At 62.0% G+C, this 15827-nt stretch carries 17 protein-coding genes; 14 read left to right on the top strand and 3 right to left on the bottom strand.

All coding sequences use genetic code 11. The features are described from left to right. Positions 1 to 138: 138 nt before the first annotated feature. From ACZ9EJ_RS09215 to lipA, 11 genes are all read left to right on the top strand, one after another. Positions 139 to 1011 (top strand): VOC family protein, encoded by an 873-nt coding sequence (locus tag ACZ9EJ_RS09215; protein ID WP_046641414.1) that lies wholly within the window; start codon positions 139 to 141, stop codon positions 1009 to 1011. Between the two features lie 4 nt (positions 1012 to 1015). Beyond that, entirely contained in the window at positions 1016 to 1864 is an 849-nt protein-coding gene (kdsA, locus tag ACZ9EJ_RS09210) for a 3-deoxy-8-phosphooctulonate synthase (protein WP_046641415.1), read from the top strand. Positions 1865 to 1974: 110 nt separating this feature from the next. Next, entirely contained in the window at positions 1975 to 3249 is a 1275-nt protein-coding gene (eno, locus tag ACZ9EJ_RS09205) for a phosphopyruvate hydratase (protein ID WP_046641416.1), read from the top strand. Between the two features lie 238 nt (positions 3250 to 3487). Further along, positions 3488 to 3805: an FtsB family cell division protein gene (locus ACZ9EJ_RS09200; RefSeq protein WP_046630592.1), complete on the top strand. Its 318-nt coding sequence runs from the start codon at positions 3488 to 3490 to the stop codon at positions 3803 to 3805. Between the two features lie 194 nt (positions 3806 to 3999). Next, positions 4000 to 5070, top strand: coding sequence for a pyruvate dehydrogenase (acetyl-transferring) E1 component subunit alpha (gene pdhA, locus ACZ9EJ_RS09195; RefSeq protein ID WP_046630590.1), 1071 nt, complete (start codon positions 4000 to 4002; stop codon positions 5068 to 5070). Positions 5071 to 5088: 18 nt separating this feature from the next. After that, positions 5089 to 6480 (top strand): pyruvate dehydrogenase complex E1 component subunit beta, encoded by a 1392-nt coding sequence (locus ACZ9EJ_RS09190; protein WP_046641417.1) that lies wholly within the window; start codon positions 5089 to 5091, stop codon positions 6478 to 6480. A gap of 15 nt (positions 6481 to 6495) precedes the next feature. Further along, positions 6496 to 7848 carry a pyruvate dehydrogenase complex dihydrolipoamide acetyltransferase gene (locus tag ACZ9EJ_RS09185; RefSeq protein ID WP_046641418.1) on the top strand — a complete coding sequence of 451 codons (1353 nt, stop codon included), beginning with the start codon at positions 6496 to 6498 and terminating at the stop codon, positions 7846 to 7848. Between the two features lie 66 nt (positions 7849 to 7914). Then, a complete protein-coding gene (locus ACZ9EJ_RS09180; RefSeq protein WP_046641419.1) occupies positions 7915 to 8553 on the top strand; it encodes an SGNH/GDSL hydrolase family protein in 639 nt (212 codons plus the stop codon). A 60-nt stretch (positions 8554 to 8613) separates the two neighbouring features. Then, positions 8614 to 10059: a dihydrolipoyl dehydrogenase gene (gene lpdA, locus ACZ9EJ_RS09175; RefSeq protein ID WP_046641420.1), complete on the top strand. Its 1446-nt coding sequence runs from the start codon at positions 8614 to 8616 to the stop codon at positions 10057 to 10059. A gap of 228 nt (positions 10060 to 10287) precedes the next feature. Continuing rightward, a complete protein-coding gene (locus tag ACZ9EJ_RS09170; RefSeq protein ID WP_046630581.1) occupies positions 10288 to 10533 on the top strand; it encodes a GlsB/YeaQ/YmgE family stress response membrane protein in 246 nt (81 codons plus the stop codon). 37 nt (positions 10534 to 10570) lie between these two features. Further along, complete coding sequence (gene lipA / locus ACZ9EJ_RS09165) at positions 10571 to 11545, top strand: lipoyl synthase (RefSeq protein ID WP_046630579.1); 975 nt, start codon at positions 10571 to 10573, stop codon at positions 11543 to 11545. Positions 11546 to 11564: 19 nt separating this feature from the next. Here the strand turns inward: lipA and ACZ9EJ_RS09160 are convergent, their stop codons facing one another. Then, positions 11565 to 11750 carry a hypothetical protein gene (locus tag ACZ9EJ_RS09160; RefSeq protein WP_046606303.1) on the bottom strand — a complete coding sequence of 62 codons (186 nt, stop codon included), beginning with the start codon at positions 11748 to 11750 and terminating at the stop codon, positions 11565 to 11567. Positions 11751 to 12049: 299 nt separating this feature from the next. Here ACZ9EJ_RS09160 and ACZ9EJ_RS09155 point away from each other — a divergent pair, with 299 nt between their 5' ends. The 3 genes from ACZ9EJ_RS09155 to ACZ9EJ_RS09145 all read left to right on the top strand — a co-directional run bounded on the left by ACZ9EJ_RS09155 (position 12050) and on the right by ACZ9EJ_RS09145 (position 14027). Then, on the top strand, positions 12050 to 12643 hold the full coding sequence (locus ACZ9EJ_RS09155) for a P-loop NTPase family protein (protein ID WP_370649815.1): 594 nt from the start codon (positions 12050 to 12052) through the stop codon (positions 12641 to 12643). A gap of 9 nt (positions 12644 to 12652) precedes the next feature. Then, on the top strand, positions 12653 to 13120 hold the full coding sequence (locus ACZ9EJ_RS09150) for a type II toxin-antitoxin system RatA family toxin (protein ID WP_046630575.1): 468 nt from the start codon (positions 12653 to 12655) through the stop codon (positions 13118 to 13120). 79 nt (positions 13121 to 13199) lie between these two features. Next, positions 13200 to 14027: a hypothetical protein gene (locus tag ACZ9EJ_RS09145; RefSeq protein ID WP_251090526.1), complete on the top strand. Its 828-nt coding sequence runs from the start codon at positions 13200 to 13202 to the stop codon at positions 14025 to 14027. 36 nt (positions 14028 to 14063) lie between these two features. On the opposite strand, the gene ACZ9EJ_RS09140 is transcribed toward ACZ9EJ_RS09145, so the two are convergent. Next, entirely contained in the window at positions 14064 to 14561 is a 498-nt protein-coding gene (locus ACZ9EJ_RS09140; protein WP_046641423.1) for a CinA family protein, read from the bottom strand. Then, the gene (locus tag ACZ9EJ_RS09135; RefSeq protein ID WP_046641424.1) at positions 14558 to 15778 is read right to left on the bottom strand and encodes a bifunctional 2-C-methyl-D-erythritol 4-phosphate cytidylyltransferase/2-C-methyl-D-erythritol 2,4-cyclodiphosphate synthase; all 1221 of its coding nucleotides are present in this window, start codon (positions 15776 to 15778) and stop codon (positions 14558 to 14560) included. Before ACZ9EJ_RS09135 ends, ACZ9EJ_RS09140 begins: the two co-directional genes overlap by 4 nt. Between the last annotated feature and the right edge of the window lie 49 nt (positions 15779 to 15827).

The following is a 15827-nucleotide window of genomic DNA, read 5'->3' as shown; positions in this document are numbered from 1 at the left end:
CCGCAAGTCCCTAAATTTTCGTGAAGTATGATGATTTTTTCTTCATAGATGCGTGCCAGATATCTCGTGTCTCACCACTTGCGCGGCGCGAGCCCGCTGCCAAAGTAGCTATGCGATTCCAATCCCGGGGGCCCTCGCGTGAACGCAAGACCGATCGATCATCTCGTGCTGCCGGTGGCGGGACTTACCGCTGCGCGTTCCCGGCTCACGAAGCTCGGTTTTACAGTTGCGCCCGACGCTTTTCATCCTTTCGGCACAGCCAATGCTTGTGTGTTCTTCTCGGATGGCAGCTATCTGGAGCCGCTGGCCCTTGCCAATCGCCGCCATGCGAGCGCTGCCGCCAAGCGCGGCAACGTTTTTACCGCACGCGATCTGGCCTTCCGCGGGGCACGCGACAGGCAGGGCTTCTCGGGGCTCGTTGTCGCCACGGGCGACGCGATGGCCGATCACGCGCGTTTCAAAATGCGTGGCGTCTCGGCAGGCGACGTGCTGGAATTTTCCCGCGGGATGACCTTGCCCGACGGCTCCGAAACCGAGGCGAGCTTCCGGCTGGCTTTTGCGGCAGATGACCGGGCACCCGACTTCCTGATGTTTTCCTGCCAGCGCATCAACCCTCTGCCGGCCGATCGCGGCGAACTGGAGCGCCATTCCAATGCGGTCTTGGGGCTGGGCGAGATCATTCTGTCGGCATCGGCGCCCTCCGATTTCTCAGCCCTGGCCGAGCAGGTGCTGATGACAAAGGCCAAGCCGGAGCCTGCATCGCTCGAGCTTGCCGCGGCCAATGCCCGCATTCGCATCCTGCAGGATCACGAACTCGAAGCGGAATTCGCCCTTCCGTCGACGCCGGGCGCCGAAGGCCTGCGCGGCCGGGCGATCATCTTCAAGACGGCCGATCTTGCCGTGACAGAGATCACCCTTGCTGCTAATGACGTCGCATTCGTCCGCCGGGAGGGCCGTGTTCTCGTCTCGGCGGCGCCCGGCCAGGGTGTTTTGTTCGGCTTCGAGGAATAGGTTCATGGAAGTTACCGCCAATCCACGCGTCTCCGTCGGCGAAGGAGACGGCAAGGTGGTTTTCGCGCAGGATGCAAAGCTGTCGCTGATCGCCGGCCCCTGCCAGATGGAAAGCCGCGACCACGCCTTCATGATGGCGGATGCGCTGAAGGAACTCTGCGGCAAGCTCGGCATCGGCCTCGTCTACAAGTCCTCCTACGACAAGGCCAACCGCACGTCGATTTCCGGCAAGCGCGGCATCGGGCTCGAAACCGCCATGGAGATCTTCGCCGACCTCAAGAAGGAATTCGGGTTTCCGGTCCTGACCGACATTCACACGGAAGAGCAATGCGCCGTCGTGGCGGAGACGGTCGACATCCTGCAGATACCGGCTTTCCTCTCCCGCCAGACGGACCTGCTTGTCGCAGCCGCCAGGACCGGCCGCGTCATCAACGTCAAGAAGGGCCAGTTCCTGGCGCCCTGGGACATGAAGAACGTGCTCGCCAAAATCACCCAGAGCGGCAACCCGAACGTTCTGCTGTGCGAACGTGGCGCCTCCTTTGGCTACAACACGCTGGTCTCCGACATGCGTTCGCTGCCGATCATGGCGTCCATGGGCGCGCCGGTGATCTTCGATGCGACGCATTCCGTACAGCAGCCTGGCGGGCAGGGAGGCTCCACAGGAGGAGACCGCACCATGGTGCCGGTCCTCGCGCGGGCAGCGGTCGCCGTCGGCATAGCGGGCCTGTTCATCGAAACGCACGAGGACCCGGACAACGCGCCCTCGGACGGCCCCAACATGGTGCATCTGAAGGACATGCCGCGGCTGCTCGAAAAGCTGCTTGCGCTCGATGCCGTCGCCAAGGCGGTTTGAGCCCGCTCACAAAAAGCGCGCAAACTGCTTCGATTGTAATTTTCGTGTCATTGATTATGAGACATTTTCAGTGACCTCATGACGTCAAGTCCAAACCCAGGGAGAGACCCTTGACCGCCATCACCGATATCATCGCACGCGAAATTCTCGACAGCCGCGGCAATCCGACCGTCGAGGTGGATGTCTATCTGGAAGACGGTTCGATGGGCCGCGCGGCCGTTCCGTCGGGCGCCTCCACCGGCGCGCACGAAGCCGTCGAACTGCGTGACGGCGGCAAGCGCTATCACGGCAAGGGCGTCCAAAAGGCGGTCGAAGCCGTCAACACCGAGATCTTCGATGCGATCGGCGGTTTTGATGCCGAAAGCCAGATCCATATCGACAAGACGATGATCGCCCTCGACGGTACGCCGAACAAGTCGCGCCTCGGCGCCAATGCCATCCTCGGCGTCTCGCTCGCCGTCGCCAAGGCTGCTGCCGAAACGTCCGGCCTGCCGCTCTACCGTTATGTCGGCGGCCCCAATGCCCATGTCCTGCCGGTGCCGATGATGAACATCATCAACGGCGGCGCTCATGCCGACAACCCGATCGACTTCCAGGAATTCATGGTTATGCCGGTCGGCGCCGAAACGCTGAAGGACGCCGTGCGCATCGGCTCGGAGATCTTCCACGTCCTCAAGAAGGAACTGGCGGCTCAGGGCCACAATACCAATGTCGGCGACGAAGGCGGTTTCGCACCGGGCCTGAAGAGCGCGTCCGAAGCCCTCGACTTCATCATGAAATCGGTCGAGAAGGCCGGTTACACGCCTGGCGACGACGTCTGCCTGGCGCTCGATTGCGCCTCGACCGAGTTCTTCAAGAACGGCAAGTACGAAATGGAAGGCGAGGGCCGCACGCTGGAGCCGGAAGCCATGGCCGATTACCTCGCCGAGCTTGCAGCCAAGTATCCGATCATTTCGATCGAAGACGGCATGGCCGAAGACGATTGGGCCGGCTGGAAGTATCTGACCGACAAGATCGGCGCCAAGTGCCAGCTCGTCGGCGACGACCTGTTCGTCACCAACTCGTCCCGCCTGCGCGACGGCATCAAAATGGGCGTTGCCAACTCCATCCTCGTCAAGGTCAACCAGATCGGCTCGCTGTCGGAAACGCTCGATGCCGTCGAGACGGCACATAAGGCGAGCTATACCGCCGTCATGTCGCACCGCTCGGGCGAAACGGAAGATTCGACCATCGCCGATCTTGCCGTCGCCACCAATTGCGGACAGATCAAGACCGGCTCGCTGTCGCGCTCCGACCGGCTTGCCAAGTACAACCAGCTCATCCGCATCGAGGAAATGCTGGGCCCGCAGGCGGTCTATGCCGGTCGCGGCATCCTGAAGGGTTAAGGACTGTTTGGCGAAGCCGACGAAACGATCCAGTGATCGTTTCGAAGGACGTACGCCCTGAGCCCAAGCGAAGGGCCAGCAAATCATTGCATCATAATTCCAAAGCCCGCGCCGAAAGACGCGGGCTTTTTTCGGACTCGATTCTGGTCAACGATTGCTTAAGCAAGTTCTGCGAATTTGAAGCTCTGTTTCGGATCCGATTTGAGATCCCGTAAGCGTGGCAAGGCGTTAGAGCGGCATGTGGACAAAGCATCATAAGAAAAGAAAATTCGGCCGTTTTGTTCTTCCCGCCATCACAGTCGCGTTTCTGTCCTACTTCGGCTATCATTCCATCCACGGTGATCTCGGTCTGATCGCCACGGAGGAATTCGAGCGTCAGCGGCAGGCGCGTGCGGAGGAACTGGCCAAGCTGACCGCCCGGCGCGAAACGCTGGAGCGGCAGGTTCAGCTGATGAGCGACGGTTCGCTCGACAAGGACATGCTGGACGAGATCGCCCGCTATCAGCTGAATATTTCCCGCAGCGACGAAATCGTCATCTTCAACAACTACTTCTAAATTAACCGAATTTCGGTTAATTTTACATTTCCATAACCTTTTCAGTGGGTTGTGCGGAATGTGAGCCATGCATTTATGGCATTGCTGGGGCAGGCTTTCTTGCCTATGGTACGCCCCGACACCAGGGTGGGAATCTGGCGATACACGTCAGGGCGCAATCTCGCTCTCAACGCAGAACTCAAAGGGAGGGATGAATGGCGCCGACAAAAACCGCGTCTGTATCCGGCCGCAAACCAGCGGCAAAGTCTGCAATCAAATCGGCCTCGAAATCCTCCGCCAAGGAGTTTACGGGCAAGAACACCCCGGATTTCGGCAAGGATCAGGATCTTCACGCCTATCGTGAAATGCTGCTCATCCGCCGTTTCGAGGAAAAGGCCGGCCAGCTCTACGGCATGGGCTTCATCGGCGGTTTCTGTCACCTCTATATCGGCCAGGAAGCCGTCGTCGTCGGCATGCAGATGGCGCAGCAGGAGGGTGATCAGGTTATCACCGCCTATCGCGACCATGGGCATATGCTGGCAACCGGCATGAGCGCGCGTGGCGTCATGGCGGAACTCACAGGACGCAGGGGCGGCTATTCCCGAGGGAAGGGCGGCTCGATGCACATGTTCTCCAAGGAGAAGCATTTCTACGGCGGCCACGGCATCGTCGGCGCCCAGGTCTCGCTCGGAACCGGTCTCGCCTTCGCCAACAGGTATCGCGGGAATAACAGCGTCTCGGTCGCCTATTTCGGCGATGGCGCGGCCAACCAGGGCCAGGTCTACGAGAGCTTCAACATGGCTGCCCTCTGGAAGCTGCCGATCGTCTATATCGTCGAAAACAACCGTTATGCGATGGGCACCTCGACGGCCCGTGCGACGGCGCAGTCGAACTACTCGCTGCGTGGTTCCGGCTTCGGCATCCCCGGCATCCAGGTCGATGGCATGGACGTTCGCGCCGTGAAGGCCGCCGGCGACGAGGCGCTCGAGCACTGCCGTTCCGGTCAGGGTCCGATCATTCTCGAAATGCTCACCTACCGTTATCGCGGTCACTCCATGTCCGACCCGGCGAAATATCGCTCCAAGGACGAAGTGCAGAAGATGCGCTCCGAGCACGACCCGATCGAGCAGGTGCGCCTGCGCCTCCTCGAAAAGGGCTGGGCCACCGAGGACGAGCTGAAGGCGATCGACAAGGATATCCGCGACGTCGTTTCGGATAGCGCCGATTTCGCCCAGGCCGATCCGGAGCCGGATCCGTCCGAGCTCTACACCGACATTCTGCTCTGATCGCGGGGAGGGAACCCAATGCCAATCGATATCCTGATGCCCGCCCTTTCTCCGACCATGGAGGAAGGTACGCTCAGCAAGTGGCTGAAAAAAGAAGGTGACAAGGTCACCTCCGGCGACGTCATCGCTGAAATCGAGACCGACAAGGCGACCATGGAAGTGGAAGCCGTCGATGAAGGTGTGATCGGCAAGCTGCTGATCGCCGCCGGCACCGAAAACGTCAAGGTCAACACCAAGATCGCCGTGCTCCTGCAAGATGGCGAGAGCGCCGATGCGATCGGGTCTTCGGCTCCTGCCAAGGAGGCTCCGAAGGCTGAAGCACAGGCTGCCCCGGAAGAAAAGCCGGCCGCTGCTCCGGCTCAAGCCCCGGTCCCGGCCCAGCCCAAGGCGGAGGCCGCCGCCGATCCGGATATCCCGGCCGGCACCGAGATGGTCATGACCACGGTTCGCGAAGCGCTCCGTGACGCCATGGCCGAGGAAATGCGCCGCGACGAGGACGTCTTCGTCATGGGCGAGGAAGTCGCCGAATACCAGGGCGCCTATAAGATCACGCAAGGCCTGCTGCAGGAATTCGGACCCCGCCGCGTCGTCGACACGCCGATCACCGAGCACGGCTTTGCCGGCGTCGGCGTCGGTGCCGCCATGGCGGGCCTGAAGCCGATCGTCGAGTTCATGACCTTCAACTTCGCCATGCAGGCGATCGACCAGATCATCAACTCGGCCGCCAAGACGCTCTACATGTCCGGCGGCCAGATGGGTGCGCCGATCGTGTTCCGCGGCCCGAACGGTGCCGCCGCCCGCGTCGGCGCCCAGCACAGCCAGGATTATGCCTCCTGGTACAGCCAGATCCCGGGCCTCAAGGTCGTCATGCCCTACACGGCTGCCGACGCCAAGGGCCTGCTGAAGGCCGCCATCCGCGATCCGAACCCGGTCGTCTTCCTGGAAAACGAAATCCTCTACGGTCACCAGTTCGAAGTGCCGAAGCTCGACGATTTCGTCCTGCCGATCGGCAAGGCGCGCATCCACCGCAAGGGTAACGACGTCACCATCGTTTCCTTCGGCATCGGCATGACCTATGCCGTGAAGGCGGTCGCCGAGCTGGAAAAGGAAGGCATCGACGTCGAGTTGATCGATCTTCGCACGCTGCGCCCGATGGACCTGCCGACCGTCATCGAGTCGGTCAAGAAGACCGGCCGCCTCGTCACCGTCGAGGAGGGTTATCCGCAGAACTCGGTCGGCACCGAAATCGCCACCCGCGTCATGCAGCAGGCCTTCGACTATCTCGACGCGCCGATCCTGACGATCGCCGGCAAGGACGTGCCCATGCCTTATGCGGCCAATCTCGAAAAGCTGGCGCTGCCGAATGTCGGCGAAGTCGTCCAGGCGGTGAAAACCGTCTGCTACAAATAAGGGGAGGATGTCTCGATGCCGATCAACATCACCATGCCTGCCCTTTCGCCGACCATGGAAGAGGGCAATCTTTCCAAGTGGCTGGTCAAGGAAGGCGATAAGGTCAAGTCCGGCGATGTGCTCGCCGAGATCGAGACCGACAAGGCGACCATGGAAGTCGAATCCGTCGATGAGGGCACCGTTGCCAAGCTCGTCGTTGCGGCCGGCACCGAAGGCGTCAAGGTCAATGCCCTGATCGCCATCCTGGCCGCCGACGGCGAGGATGTCGCGGCTGCCGCTGCCGGCGGTGGTGCTGCTCCGGCTGCGAAGGCCGAGGCTGCACCCGCCCCGAAGGCGGAAGCCGCTCCGGCTCAGAAGGCGTCAGAACCGGCGCCTGCTGTCGCAGCATCGGCTCCGGCTGCTGCCCCGGCATCGTCGTCCGGCGCAAAGACGTTCTCGTCTCCACTCGCCCGTCGCCTCGCAAAGGAAGCCGGCCTCGATCTTTCGGCGGTTGCCGGCTCCGGCCCGCACGGCCGTGTCGTCAAGGCCGATATCGAAAAGGCTGTCGCTTCCGGTGGTGCCAAGCCCGCACCGGCTGCCGCTCCGCAGGCCGCTGCCGCGCCGGCCATGGCCAAGGGGCCGGCGGACGATACCGTCCTCAAGCTCTTCCCCGAGGGTTCGTACGAGCTTCTGCCGCATGACGGCATGCGCAAGACGATCGCCTCGCGCCTTACCGAGTCGAGCCAGACGGTTCCGTCCTACTTCGTTTCGATGGATTGCGAACTCGACGCGCTGATGAAGCTGCGCGCCGAGATCAACAAGTCTTCGCCGATGAAGAAGACCGACAAGGGCGAGGTTCCGGCCTTCAAGCTTTCGGTCAACGACTTCATCATCAAGGCGATGGCGCTGGCCCTGCGCGATGTCCCGATGGCGAACGCTTCCTGGACCTCCACGGCCCGCGTGCTGCACAAGCATGCCGACGTCGGCGTGGCCGTATCCATCCCCGACGGGCTGATCACCCCGATCGTCCGCAAGGCAGAAACGAAGACGCTGTCCGCCATCTCCAACGAGGTGAAGGATCTCGCCAGGCGCGCCCGCGACAAGAAGCTGAAGCCGGAAGAATACCAGGGTGGTACGACGTCCGTGTCCAACCTCGGCATGTTCGGCGTCTCCAACTTCACCTCGATCGTCAACCTGCCGCAGGCCTCGATCGTCTCGATCGGCGCAGGCGTCGAGAAGCCGATCGTCAAGAACGGCGAGATCAAGGTGGGCACGGTCATGACCGCAACCTTCGCCTTCGACCACCGCGTCATCGACGGCGCGCTCGGTGCGGAACTCGCGTCCGCCTTCAAGCGCTACATCGAAAACCCGATGGCGATGCTGGTGTAGTCCGGTCTTTCCCTCCCCCTTGCGGGGAGGGTGTCCGCAAGGGGGAGGGGAACTGTGAGCGCTTCGATGAAAACCGTTCTCTGCTATGGCGATTCTCTGACCTGGGGCACGGATGCCGCAACCGGCGGCCGCCATGCCTTCGAGGATCGCTGGCCGAGCGTCCTGCAGGCGGCGCTTGGTCCCGCGGTCAATGTGGTCGCTGAAGGTCTCGGCGGCCGTACCACGGCCTATGACGACAATCTTGCGGATTGTGACCGCAATGGCGCGACGCTGTTGCCGACCGTCCTTCATAGCCACGGTCCGCTCGAGCTGGTGATCATCATGCTCGGCACCAACGACCTGAAGCCGATCATCCACGGCACGGCGATCGGCGCCCGGGCGGGCGTGAAAAAGCTGGTCAGCCTCGTTCGCTTTCACGACTGGGGCCGGGAATGCGAGACGCCGGAAATCCTCATCGTGTCGCCGCCGACGCTCTGCGAAACCGCAAACCCGATGACCGGAGCGCTGTATCGGGGAGCCATCGAGCAGTCGTCGATGCTCGCATCGCTCTATCGGGACCTCGCCGACGAACTAGGCTGCGGCTTCTTCGATGCGGGATCGGTGGCGAAAACGACGCCCATCGACGGCGTGCATCTCGATGCAGACAATACCCGTGCCATCGGACGCGGCCTCGAGCCCGTCGTCCGGATGATGCTGGGCCTGTAGAACAAGATTTCCCGAGGCGGGCCGCTTGAAGCTGGCCCCCAAGATAAAGGCAGGAAAGCAATGGCTCAATCCTACGACGTCATCGTTATCGGTTCCGGTCCGGGCGGTTATATCGCCGCCATCCGGGCATCCCAGCTCGGGCTGAAGGTCGCCGTCGTCGAGCGCGAACACCTCGCCGGCATCTGCTCCAACTGGGGCTGCATCCCGACCAAGGCGCTGTTGCGCTCGGCCGACGTCATGCACACCGCGACCCATGCGAAAGATTACGGCCTGACGCTGGAAGGCACGATCAAGCCGGACGTCAAGGCGATCGTCGACCGCTCGCGCGGCATCGCGCACCGCATGAACAACGGGGTCGGTTTCCTGTTCAAGAAGAACAAGGTCGACATCATCTGGGGCGAGGCGAAGCTTACCAAGCCCGGCGAGATCGTCGTTTCCAAGACCACCAAGAAGCCCGTCGAGCCGATCGGTCCTATCCCGAAGAACACGCTGGGCGAGGGCACCTATACGGCCAAGCACATCATCATCGCGACAGGCGCCCGTCCGCGCGCGCTTCCGGGCATCGAGCCGGACGGCAAGCTGATCTGGACCTATTTCGAGGCGATGAAGCCGGAAGAGATGCCGAAGTCGCTGCTGGTCATGGGCTCGGGTGCCATCGGCATCGAATTCGCAAGCTTCTACCGCACCATGGGCGTGGAGGTCACCGTCGTCGAGATCATGAGCCAGGTCATGCCGGTCGAGGACGTGGAAATCTCCGCGCTCGCCAAGAAGCAGTTCGAGCGCCAGGGCATGAAGATCCTGCTCGAAGCCAAGGTCGCCAAGGTCGTGAAGGGTGCCAACTCGGTCACCGCGACGATCGAACTCAAGGACGGCAAGACGCAGGAGATCACCGCAGACCGGATGATTTCCGCCGTCGGCGTCCAGGCCAATATCGAAGGCATCGGCCTTGAGGCCGTTGGCGTCAAGACCGACCGCGGCTTCATCGTCATCGACGGCTACGGCAAGACCAACGTGCCCGGCCTCTACGCGATCGGCGACGTCGCCGGCCCGCCACTGCTCGCCCACAAGGCCGAGCACGAGGCCGTCATCTGCGTCGAAAAGATCGCCGGCCTGCCCAACGTCCACCCGATGGACAAGCTGAAGATCCCGGGCTGCACCTATTGCAACCCGCAGGTCGCCTCTGTCGGCCTCACGGAAGCCAAGGCCAAGGCTGAGGGCCGCGACATCCGCGTCGGCCGCTTCTCGTTTGCCGCAAACGGCAAGGCCGTGGCTCTCGGCGAAGACCAGGGCATGGTGAAGACCATATTCGACAAGAAGACCGGCGAACTTCTCGGCGCCCACATGGTCGGCGCTGAGGTCACCGAACTCATCCAGGGCTTCGTCGTCGCCATGAACCTGGAGACGACCGAGGAAGACCTGATGCACACCATCTTCCCGCATCCGACCATCTCCGAGACGATGAAGGAAAGCGTGCTCGACGCCTATGGCCGGGCGCTGAATGCGTAATAGGCACTGCATTGCTCGCTGCCTGCGTTTGGGATGGGTGGGGAGGTGCCACATCCGCCGTCATCCTCGGGCTTGACCCGAGGATCACTCTTCCCTCGCAGGACGCGGCCTGGATCCTCGGCTCAAGCCCGAGGATGACGATTTAGGTGGGGTCGGCCTGTCCACCAATATTGCGAACGGGCGAGTGGTCGCCCATATCTTTCAAACTTGGTTTCAACGGGGGTTCTCATGGGTGTAGGTTGGATTGCGGCGATCATCATCGGCGGCCTGGCGGGTTGGCTCGCTGGCAAGCTGATGGATGTCCGTTTCGGCATTTTCATGAACATCGTCATCGGCATCGTCGGCGCGGTGCTGGCCAACGGCATCTTCAACAGGTTCAACATCCATGTTGCAGACGGATGGCTGGGTTACCTGGTTGCAGGTTTCATCGGCTCCTGCATTTTGCTATTCATTGCCAAACTCGTCAGGCGCTGACGGTAGCCGCAATACAGGCGGTTGAAAGCAGGTTCTTATGGTCACCATTCTCGACAGGACGGATATCAGCGAAGAAAAGCGCGTCCGTCATCCTGAAAAGGCGCATCGTCCCGATACCGAGGTCATGCGCAAGCCCGAGTGGATCCGCGTCCGCGCGCCGGTCTCCAAGGGTTACCAGGAAACCCGTGCGATCGTGAAGGAAAACAAGCTGGTGACGGTCTGCGAGGAAGCGGGCTGCCCCAATATCGGCGAGTGCTGGGACAAGAAGCACGCCACCTTCATGATCATGGGCGAGATCTGCACCCGCGCCTGCGCCTTCTGCAACGTCGCGACCGGCAAGCCGAACGCGCTCGATATGGAAGAGCCCGAAAACGTCGCCAAGGCGGTCAAGCAGATGGGCCTGTCCCACGTTGTCATCACCTCCGTCGACCGCGACGACCTGGCAGATGGCGGCGCAGAGCATTTCGAGAAGGTGATCTGGGCGATCCGTGCCGCGTCGCCGGCAACGACGATCGAAATCCTGACGCCCGACTTCCTGAAGAAGCCCGGTGCGCTGGAGCGAGTCGTCGCCGCCAAGCCGGACGTGTTCAATCACAATATGGAAACCGTGCCCGGCAACTATCTGACGGTGCGCCCCGGCGCCCGCTATTTCCACTCCGTCCGGCTGTTGCAGCGGGTGAAGGAGCTGGATCCGACCATGTTCACCAAGTCGGGCATCATGGTGGGGCTTGGCGAGGAGCGCAACGAAGTGCTGCAGCTGATGGACGACCTGCGCACCGCCGACGTCGATTTCCTGACGATCGGCCAGTATCTGCAGCCGACCCGAAAGCACCACAAGGTAGAAAGCTTCGTTACGCCGGAGGAGTTCAAGTCCTACGAGACCGTGGCCTATTCCAAGGGTTTCCTGATGGTGTCGTCCAGCCCGCTGACCCGGTCTTCGCATCATGCCGGCGACGATTTCGCTCGCCTCAGGGCTGCGCGCGAGAAGAAAGTCCTGGCCGCCGCCGAGTAGGGCGGCAGCCGGTCCGGGCCTATTCGGCTGCCTGGACCTTTTCGTGTCTGTCCTGGCCGCGTCTTCGTTCGCGCAGCGTGAACCTGTGGCCGCGCGCTTCGGCCTTAGCCATTTCAATGAGATAGACGAGCATGGGGAGCTGGTTCATGTCTGCAAGCTGCTTTGCGGATTCGAGCAGCTTTATCATCTGCGAGAAATCGTCCATGGATGCCTCTTTCGGCTGCGCCCGGTCTGCTGTCGGTTGATTATACCAATTGTACGCTTGCTTGCGACTCTGATCACTACAACCGGATGGATGCTACATTAAATCTTATTAATCTGAATGCCATCTGACATCAACAGATAACCGGTGGTTGAGCCGGTCACTCCGACGTCCGAGTTAACGCCCTGTCACGATCGCATTCGGCGGCCTCTATAGCGCCGTCTGCCTGACATTGAAATCCTCCTGTCGTCATTGGCTGTTACCGCCGATCACGATGCCGAGAGCCTGATTCACGGGAGAGCATGATGGACATGGAATCTGGCGTGAATGCGATCCGTTACGTGGGAATTGCCGAAGCGGCAGACAAGATCCGCGGGGCCGATCGAATTCTGGTCATCGGCTGTTCCGGGGGCGGTAAATCGACGCTGTCGCAGAAGATCGCCCGCCGTTTCGGGCTTGCTTACATCTCGATCGACCGGGACGTGCTCTGGCTGCCAGGCTGGGTGCAGCGTGAAAGGCAGGAACAGCATCGACTCCTCGCCGAGTTTGCCGCCGGTGAACGCTGGATCATGGACGGCACCAATACCTCTACTTTCGACATTCGGGTGCCGCGCGCCGACCTCGTCATCTGGGTGCGCATGCCGCGTTGGCTGTGCATCTGGGGAATCTTAAGCCGCTGGATCACCAACAGGGGCCGCACCCGCCCGGAAATGGCACCCGGCTGCGTGGAGAAGATGGAGTGGCAGTTCTTCCGGTTCGTGTGGACCTGGGAGAAGGTTTATGGACCGCGCGTGCTTGCGGGGTTGGCTGCGCAAGCAGCTGGAAAGCCCGTTCTGATGTTGAAATCGAGGTCCGAGATGCGCGATCTTCTTGATCTTATCGGAGCGGGCGCTTAACTCGGGATCATGCCAAAGTTCGAAATCCGCCGTCCCGTCAAGCACAGCGCTGAAAAGATGTACGCGCTCGTTGCTGATGTCGAAAAATATCCGCAATTCCTCCCGCTCTGCGAAGCGCTGACCGTACGCTCCTCCAAGGAGCGCGACGGCAAGACGCTGCTCGTGGCCGACATGACGGTCGGCTACAAGGCGATCCGCGAGACCTTCACCACCCAGGTCCTGCTCAATCCGGCCGAGCGGATCATCGACGTCAAATATATCGAGGGCCCGTTCAAATATCTCGACAACCGCTGGAGCTTCGAGCCGGCGGCCGACGGCTCGCCGAATGCCGGCCCGGAGGGCTGCATCGTGCATTTCTACATCGATTATGAGTTCAAGAGCATGATCCTCGGCGCCCTGATGGGTTCGATGTTCGACCGCGCCTTCCGCATGTTCGCGGAAGCCTTCGAAACAAGGGCCGACAAGATCTACACCTGACCCGCTTGCCGAAATAGCGCCCGCTCTTGCGAACCGCCTCGCTCTGGCGGATAGTCTCCTCACCGCAGGGGAGGCTGGCATGGCAGGACATCTCTCACGCATGATGTGGCCGGTGCTTCTGGCTGTGCTCCTGGCGATGCCCGCCTTTGCAGCCGATCTCTCGAAGCTTCGCCAGCCCGGTACCTATGTGATCGTCTCGGACAAGGACGGCAAGGCGATCAGCGGGGCATACTGGCTGTCGCCGGAGCTCAAGTTCGTTGTGCATTCGGAAGATGCCGCGACGCCAGCCATGGGTGTTTTCGTCGATCGGGAAATGTTTCCGCGCCGGATCGCGCAGTTCGAAATCTTCCTGAATGTGCGCCTGACCCATGAGCCCGAGCCAGGCTCCCTGCCGGTCGGCAAGGTGGCTCAGATCAGGCAGACTGAAAAGTTTCCCAAGTCCGATCCGAAGACCTCTCTGTTGGCATTCGCAACCACCGGCATCGTCTCGTCGAAACTCCAGGATATCGACATCGTCAGCCGCAGCTATGGCGTCGATGGTGACCAGTTCAGCATTCCCGGCCGCAAGCCCGGCGAACGCGTCCATATCGAGACCCTGGATATCGATCTCTCGGCAGCCGATGCGGCAAAGGTAGCCGCGGTCGAAACCGGCGAGGCGCTGAGCAGCCTGGATTTTCACATGCTTTACGTCACGCGCGCGCTGCCCTCTCAGCCAAAGGTGGTGAAATGTTTCGAGGAGGTTCGGGCAAGCCCCAAGTTTCAGACGGCGGCGAAGAAGCTGCGCGAAACGATGGATCAGTGGATGGCGACCACCTTCGTGAAAGACGGCAAGACATGGTGGGATCGCGAGAAGGTGAGCGCGGAAGATTTCGGGCCGGATGTCGCTGCGCTCTGCCCAGATCCTTGATCGGAATGCCCGGTCAGTCTGCGGCCGGAACCTCGGTCAGCTTGCAGCTTCGGCCAGCATTTCCAGCGCGGTCCGCACGGTCGCGAGCCTGACTTCCGTCCGGCCGATATCGCCGTAGCGCATTTCCCGGTGCAGGAGCTTTCCGGCGCGGCTCTTCGCGGCCAGATGCACAAGCCCGACCGGCTTGTCCGCCGATCCGCCGCCAGGCCCGGCGATGCCGGTCACGGCGACGGCTACGCTCGCCTGCGAGCGATAAAGCGCGCCATGCACCATCTGCAGCGCCGTTTCCTTCGAAACCGCGCCATGCGTCGCCAGCGTGGCATCCGACACCCCGAGCATGTCCATCTTCGCCTGGTTCGTATAGGTGACGAAACCGCGGTCGACGACGGCCGATGACCCCGAGATCTCCGTCAGCGCCCCGGCGATCAGCCCGCCGGTGCAGGATTCGGCAGTCGCGGCCATCAGTCCGCGCGCGGTAAAGTCCATGATGATCCGCCTGGCTTGGTCCTCGATATCAGCGGGAAACAGGCTCACGCGGCGTCTCCGCGGTAAACGACGGTCGCCGTGGCGATCGCGGCGATGCCCTCGCGACGGCCGACAAAGCCGATCTTCTCGTTGGTGGTCGCTTTCACGGAGCAGCGGTCGAGCGAAATGCCAAGAATCTCGGCAAGGTTTTCGCGCATTGCCTGGCGGTGCGGGGCAATCTTCGGCGCTTCGGCGATCAGCGAAATATCCGCGTTCATGATCGTGCCGCCATGCTCGCGGACGATCTTTGCCGCATGGTCGAGAAAGATCTTCGACGCCGCCCCGCGCCACTGCATGTCGGAGGGGGGGAAATGGTCGCCGATATCGCCGGCGCCGCAGGTGGCGAGCAGCGCGTCGGTCAAGGCGTGCAACGCGACGTCGGCGTCGGAATGGCCGGAGAGCTTCTGGTCGTGGGGAATGAATACGCCGCAGAGCGTCACGCCGTCGCCGGGCTCCAGTTGGTGCACGTCGTAGCCGTTGCCGGTTCGCACATCGGGAAGGGCGGCCGAGGAGCGGGTCTGCGAGAGTTTTTCGTCGGCCATGGCGATATCCCGCTTCACGGTGAGTTTGATATTGTCGACCGATCCTTCCACCAGTGTGACCGGCAGGCCGGCCCATTCGGCGATCGAGGCGTCGTCGGTGAAATCCTCGCGGCGCAGTGCCGCCGCTTTTTCGTGTGCGGTGCGGATTTCGGAGAGGACAAAGCTCTGCGGCGTCTGCGCGGCATAAAGCCCGGCGCGCGGTACGGTTTCGTGCACCAGTCCGTCGGAACCGCCGCGCTTCAGCGTGTCGCTGACGGGAACGGCCGGCAGTACGCCGTCCTGCCCCTCGTCGAGCGCCTGCGCCACCCGCTCGAGCACGCCGTGGTCGATAAAGGGCCGCGCCGCGTCGTGGATCATCACATGGGTCGCCTCGGTGCCAGAGAGGGCGCGCAGGCCTTCGTAGACCGAGCGCTGCCGTGTTTCGCCGCCGAACGTGGTGATCACGCCCGCCGCTCCCTTGACGCCGACGGTTGCCGCCGCGAACAACGCCTTGTCGTCCGGATGGATGACAACGACGATCGGGCCGCTGCGGGGCCAGGTCAGAAACCGTTCGAGCGTATGGGCGATGACCGGCTTGTTTCCGATCCGCCTGTACTGTTTGGGGCCGTCCTCAGGGGAACCGGCCCGTTCCCCGCGGCCTGCGGCGACGATGACGATACCGATTGTCTTGGGACCGATTGTCATGGCTTTGTCGTCCCCGACCCGTAATTCGTTTTGGATTGACAGGCGCAGA

The organism is Neorhizobium sp. USDA 3394 (genome assembly GCF_056280385.1).
Note: the sequence above shows the minus strand (reverse complement) of the source record. Positions and strands in the feature narration are given on the sequence as shown.

Excerpts from the sequence above, each read along its gene's own strand:
- lipA (WP_046630579.1), top strand. The coding sequence starts at position 10,571 with ATGGTCACCATTCTCGACAGGACGGATATCAGCGAAGAAAAGCGCGTC.
- lpdA (WP_046641420.1), top strand. The coding sequence starts at position 8,614 with ATGGCTCAATCCTACGACGTCATCGTTATCGGTTCCGGTCCGGGCGGT.
- ACZ9EJ_RS09185 (WP_046641418.1), top strand. The coding sequence starts at position 6,496 with ATGCCGATCAACATCACCATGCCTGCCCTTTCGCCGACCATGGAAGAG.
- ACZ9EJ_RS09135 (WP_046641424.1), bottom strand. The coding sequence starts at position 15,778 with ATGACAATCGGTCCCAAGACAATCGGTATCGTCATCGTCGCCGCAGGC.
- ACZ9EJ_RS09190 (WP_046641417.1), top strand. The coding sequence starts at position 5,089 with ATGCCAATCGATATCCTGATGCCCGCCCTTTCTCCGACCATGGAGGAA.
- ACZ9EJ_RS09170 (WP_046630581.1), top strand. The coding sequence starts at position 10,288 with ATGGGTGTAGGTTGGATTGCGGCGATCATCATCGGCGGCCTGGCGGGT.
- ACZ9EJ_RS09180 (WP_046641419.1), top strand. The coding sequence starts at position 7,915 with ATGAAAACCGTTCTCTGCTATGGCGATTCTCTGACCTGGGGCACGGAT.
- ACZ9EJ_RS09160 (WP_046606303.1), bottom strand. The coding sequence starts at position 11,750 with ATGGACGATTTCTCGCAGATGATAAAGCTGCTCGAATCCGCAAAGCAG.
- ACZ9EJ_RS09145 (WP_251090526.1), top strand. The coding sequence starts at position 13,200 with ATGGCAGGACATCTCTCACGCATGATGTGGCCGGTGCTTCTGGCTGTG.
- ACZ9EJ_RS09150 (WP_046630575.1), top strand. The coding sequence starts at position 12,653 with ATGCCAAAGTTCGAAATCCGCCGTCCCGTCAAGCACAGCGCTGAAAAG.
- ACZ9EJ_RS09200 (WP_046630592.1), top strand. The coding sequence starts at position 3,488 with ATGTGGACAAAGCATCATAAGAAAAGAAAATTCGGCCGTTTTGTTCTT.
- pdhA (WP_046630590.1), top strand. The coding sequence starts at position 4,000 with ATGGCGCCGACAAAAACCGCGTCTGTATCCGGCCGCAAACCAGCGGCA.
- ACZ9EJ_RS09155 (WP_370649815.1), top strand. The coding sequence starts at position 12,050 with ATGATGGACATGGAATCTGGCGTGAATGCGATCCGTTACGTGGGAATT.
- kdsA (WP_046641415.1), top strand. The coding sequence starts at position 1,016 with ATGGAAGTTACCGCCAATCCACGCGTCTCCGTCGGCGAAGGAGACGGC.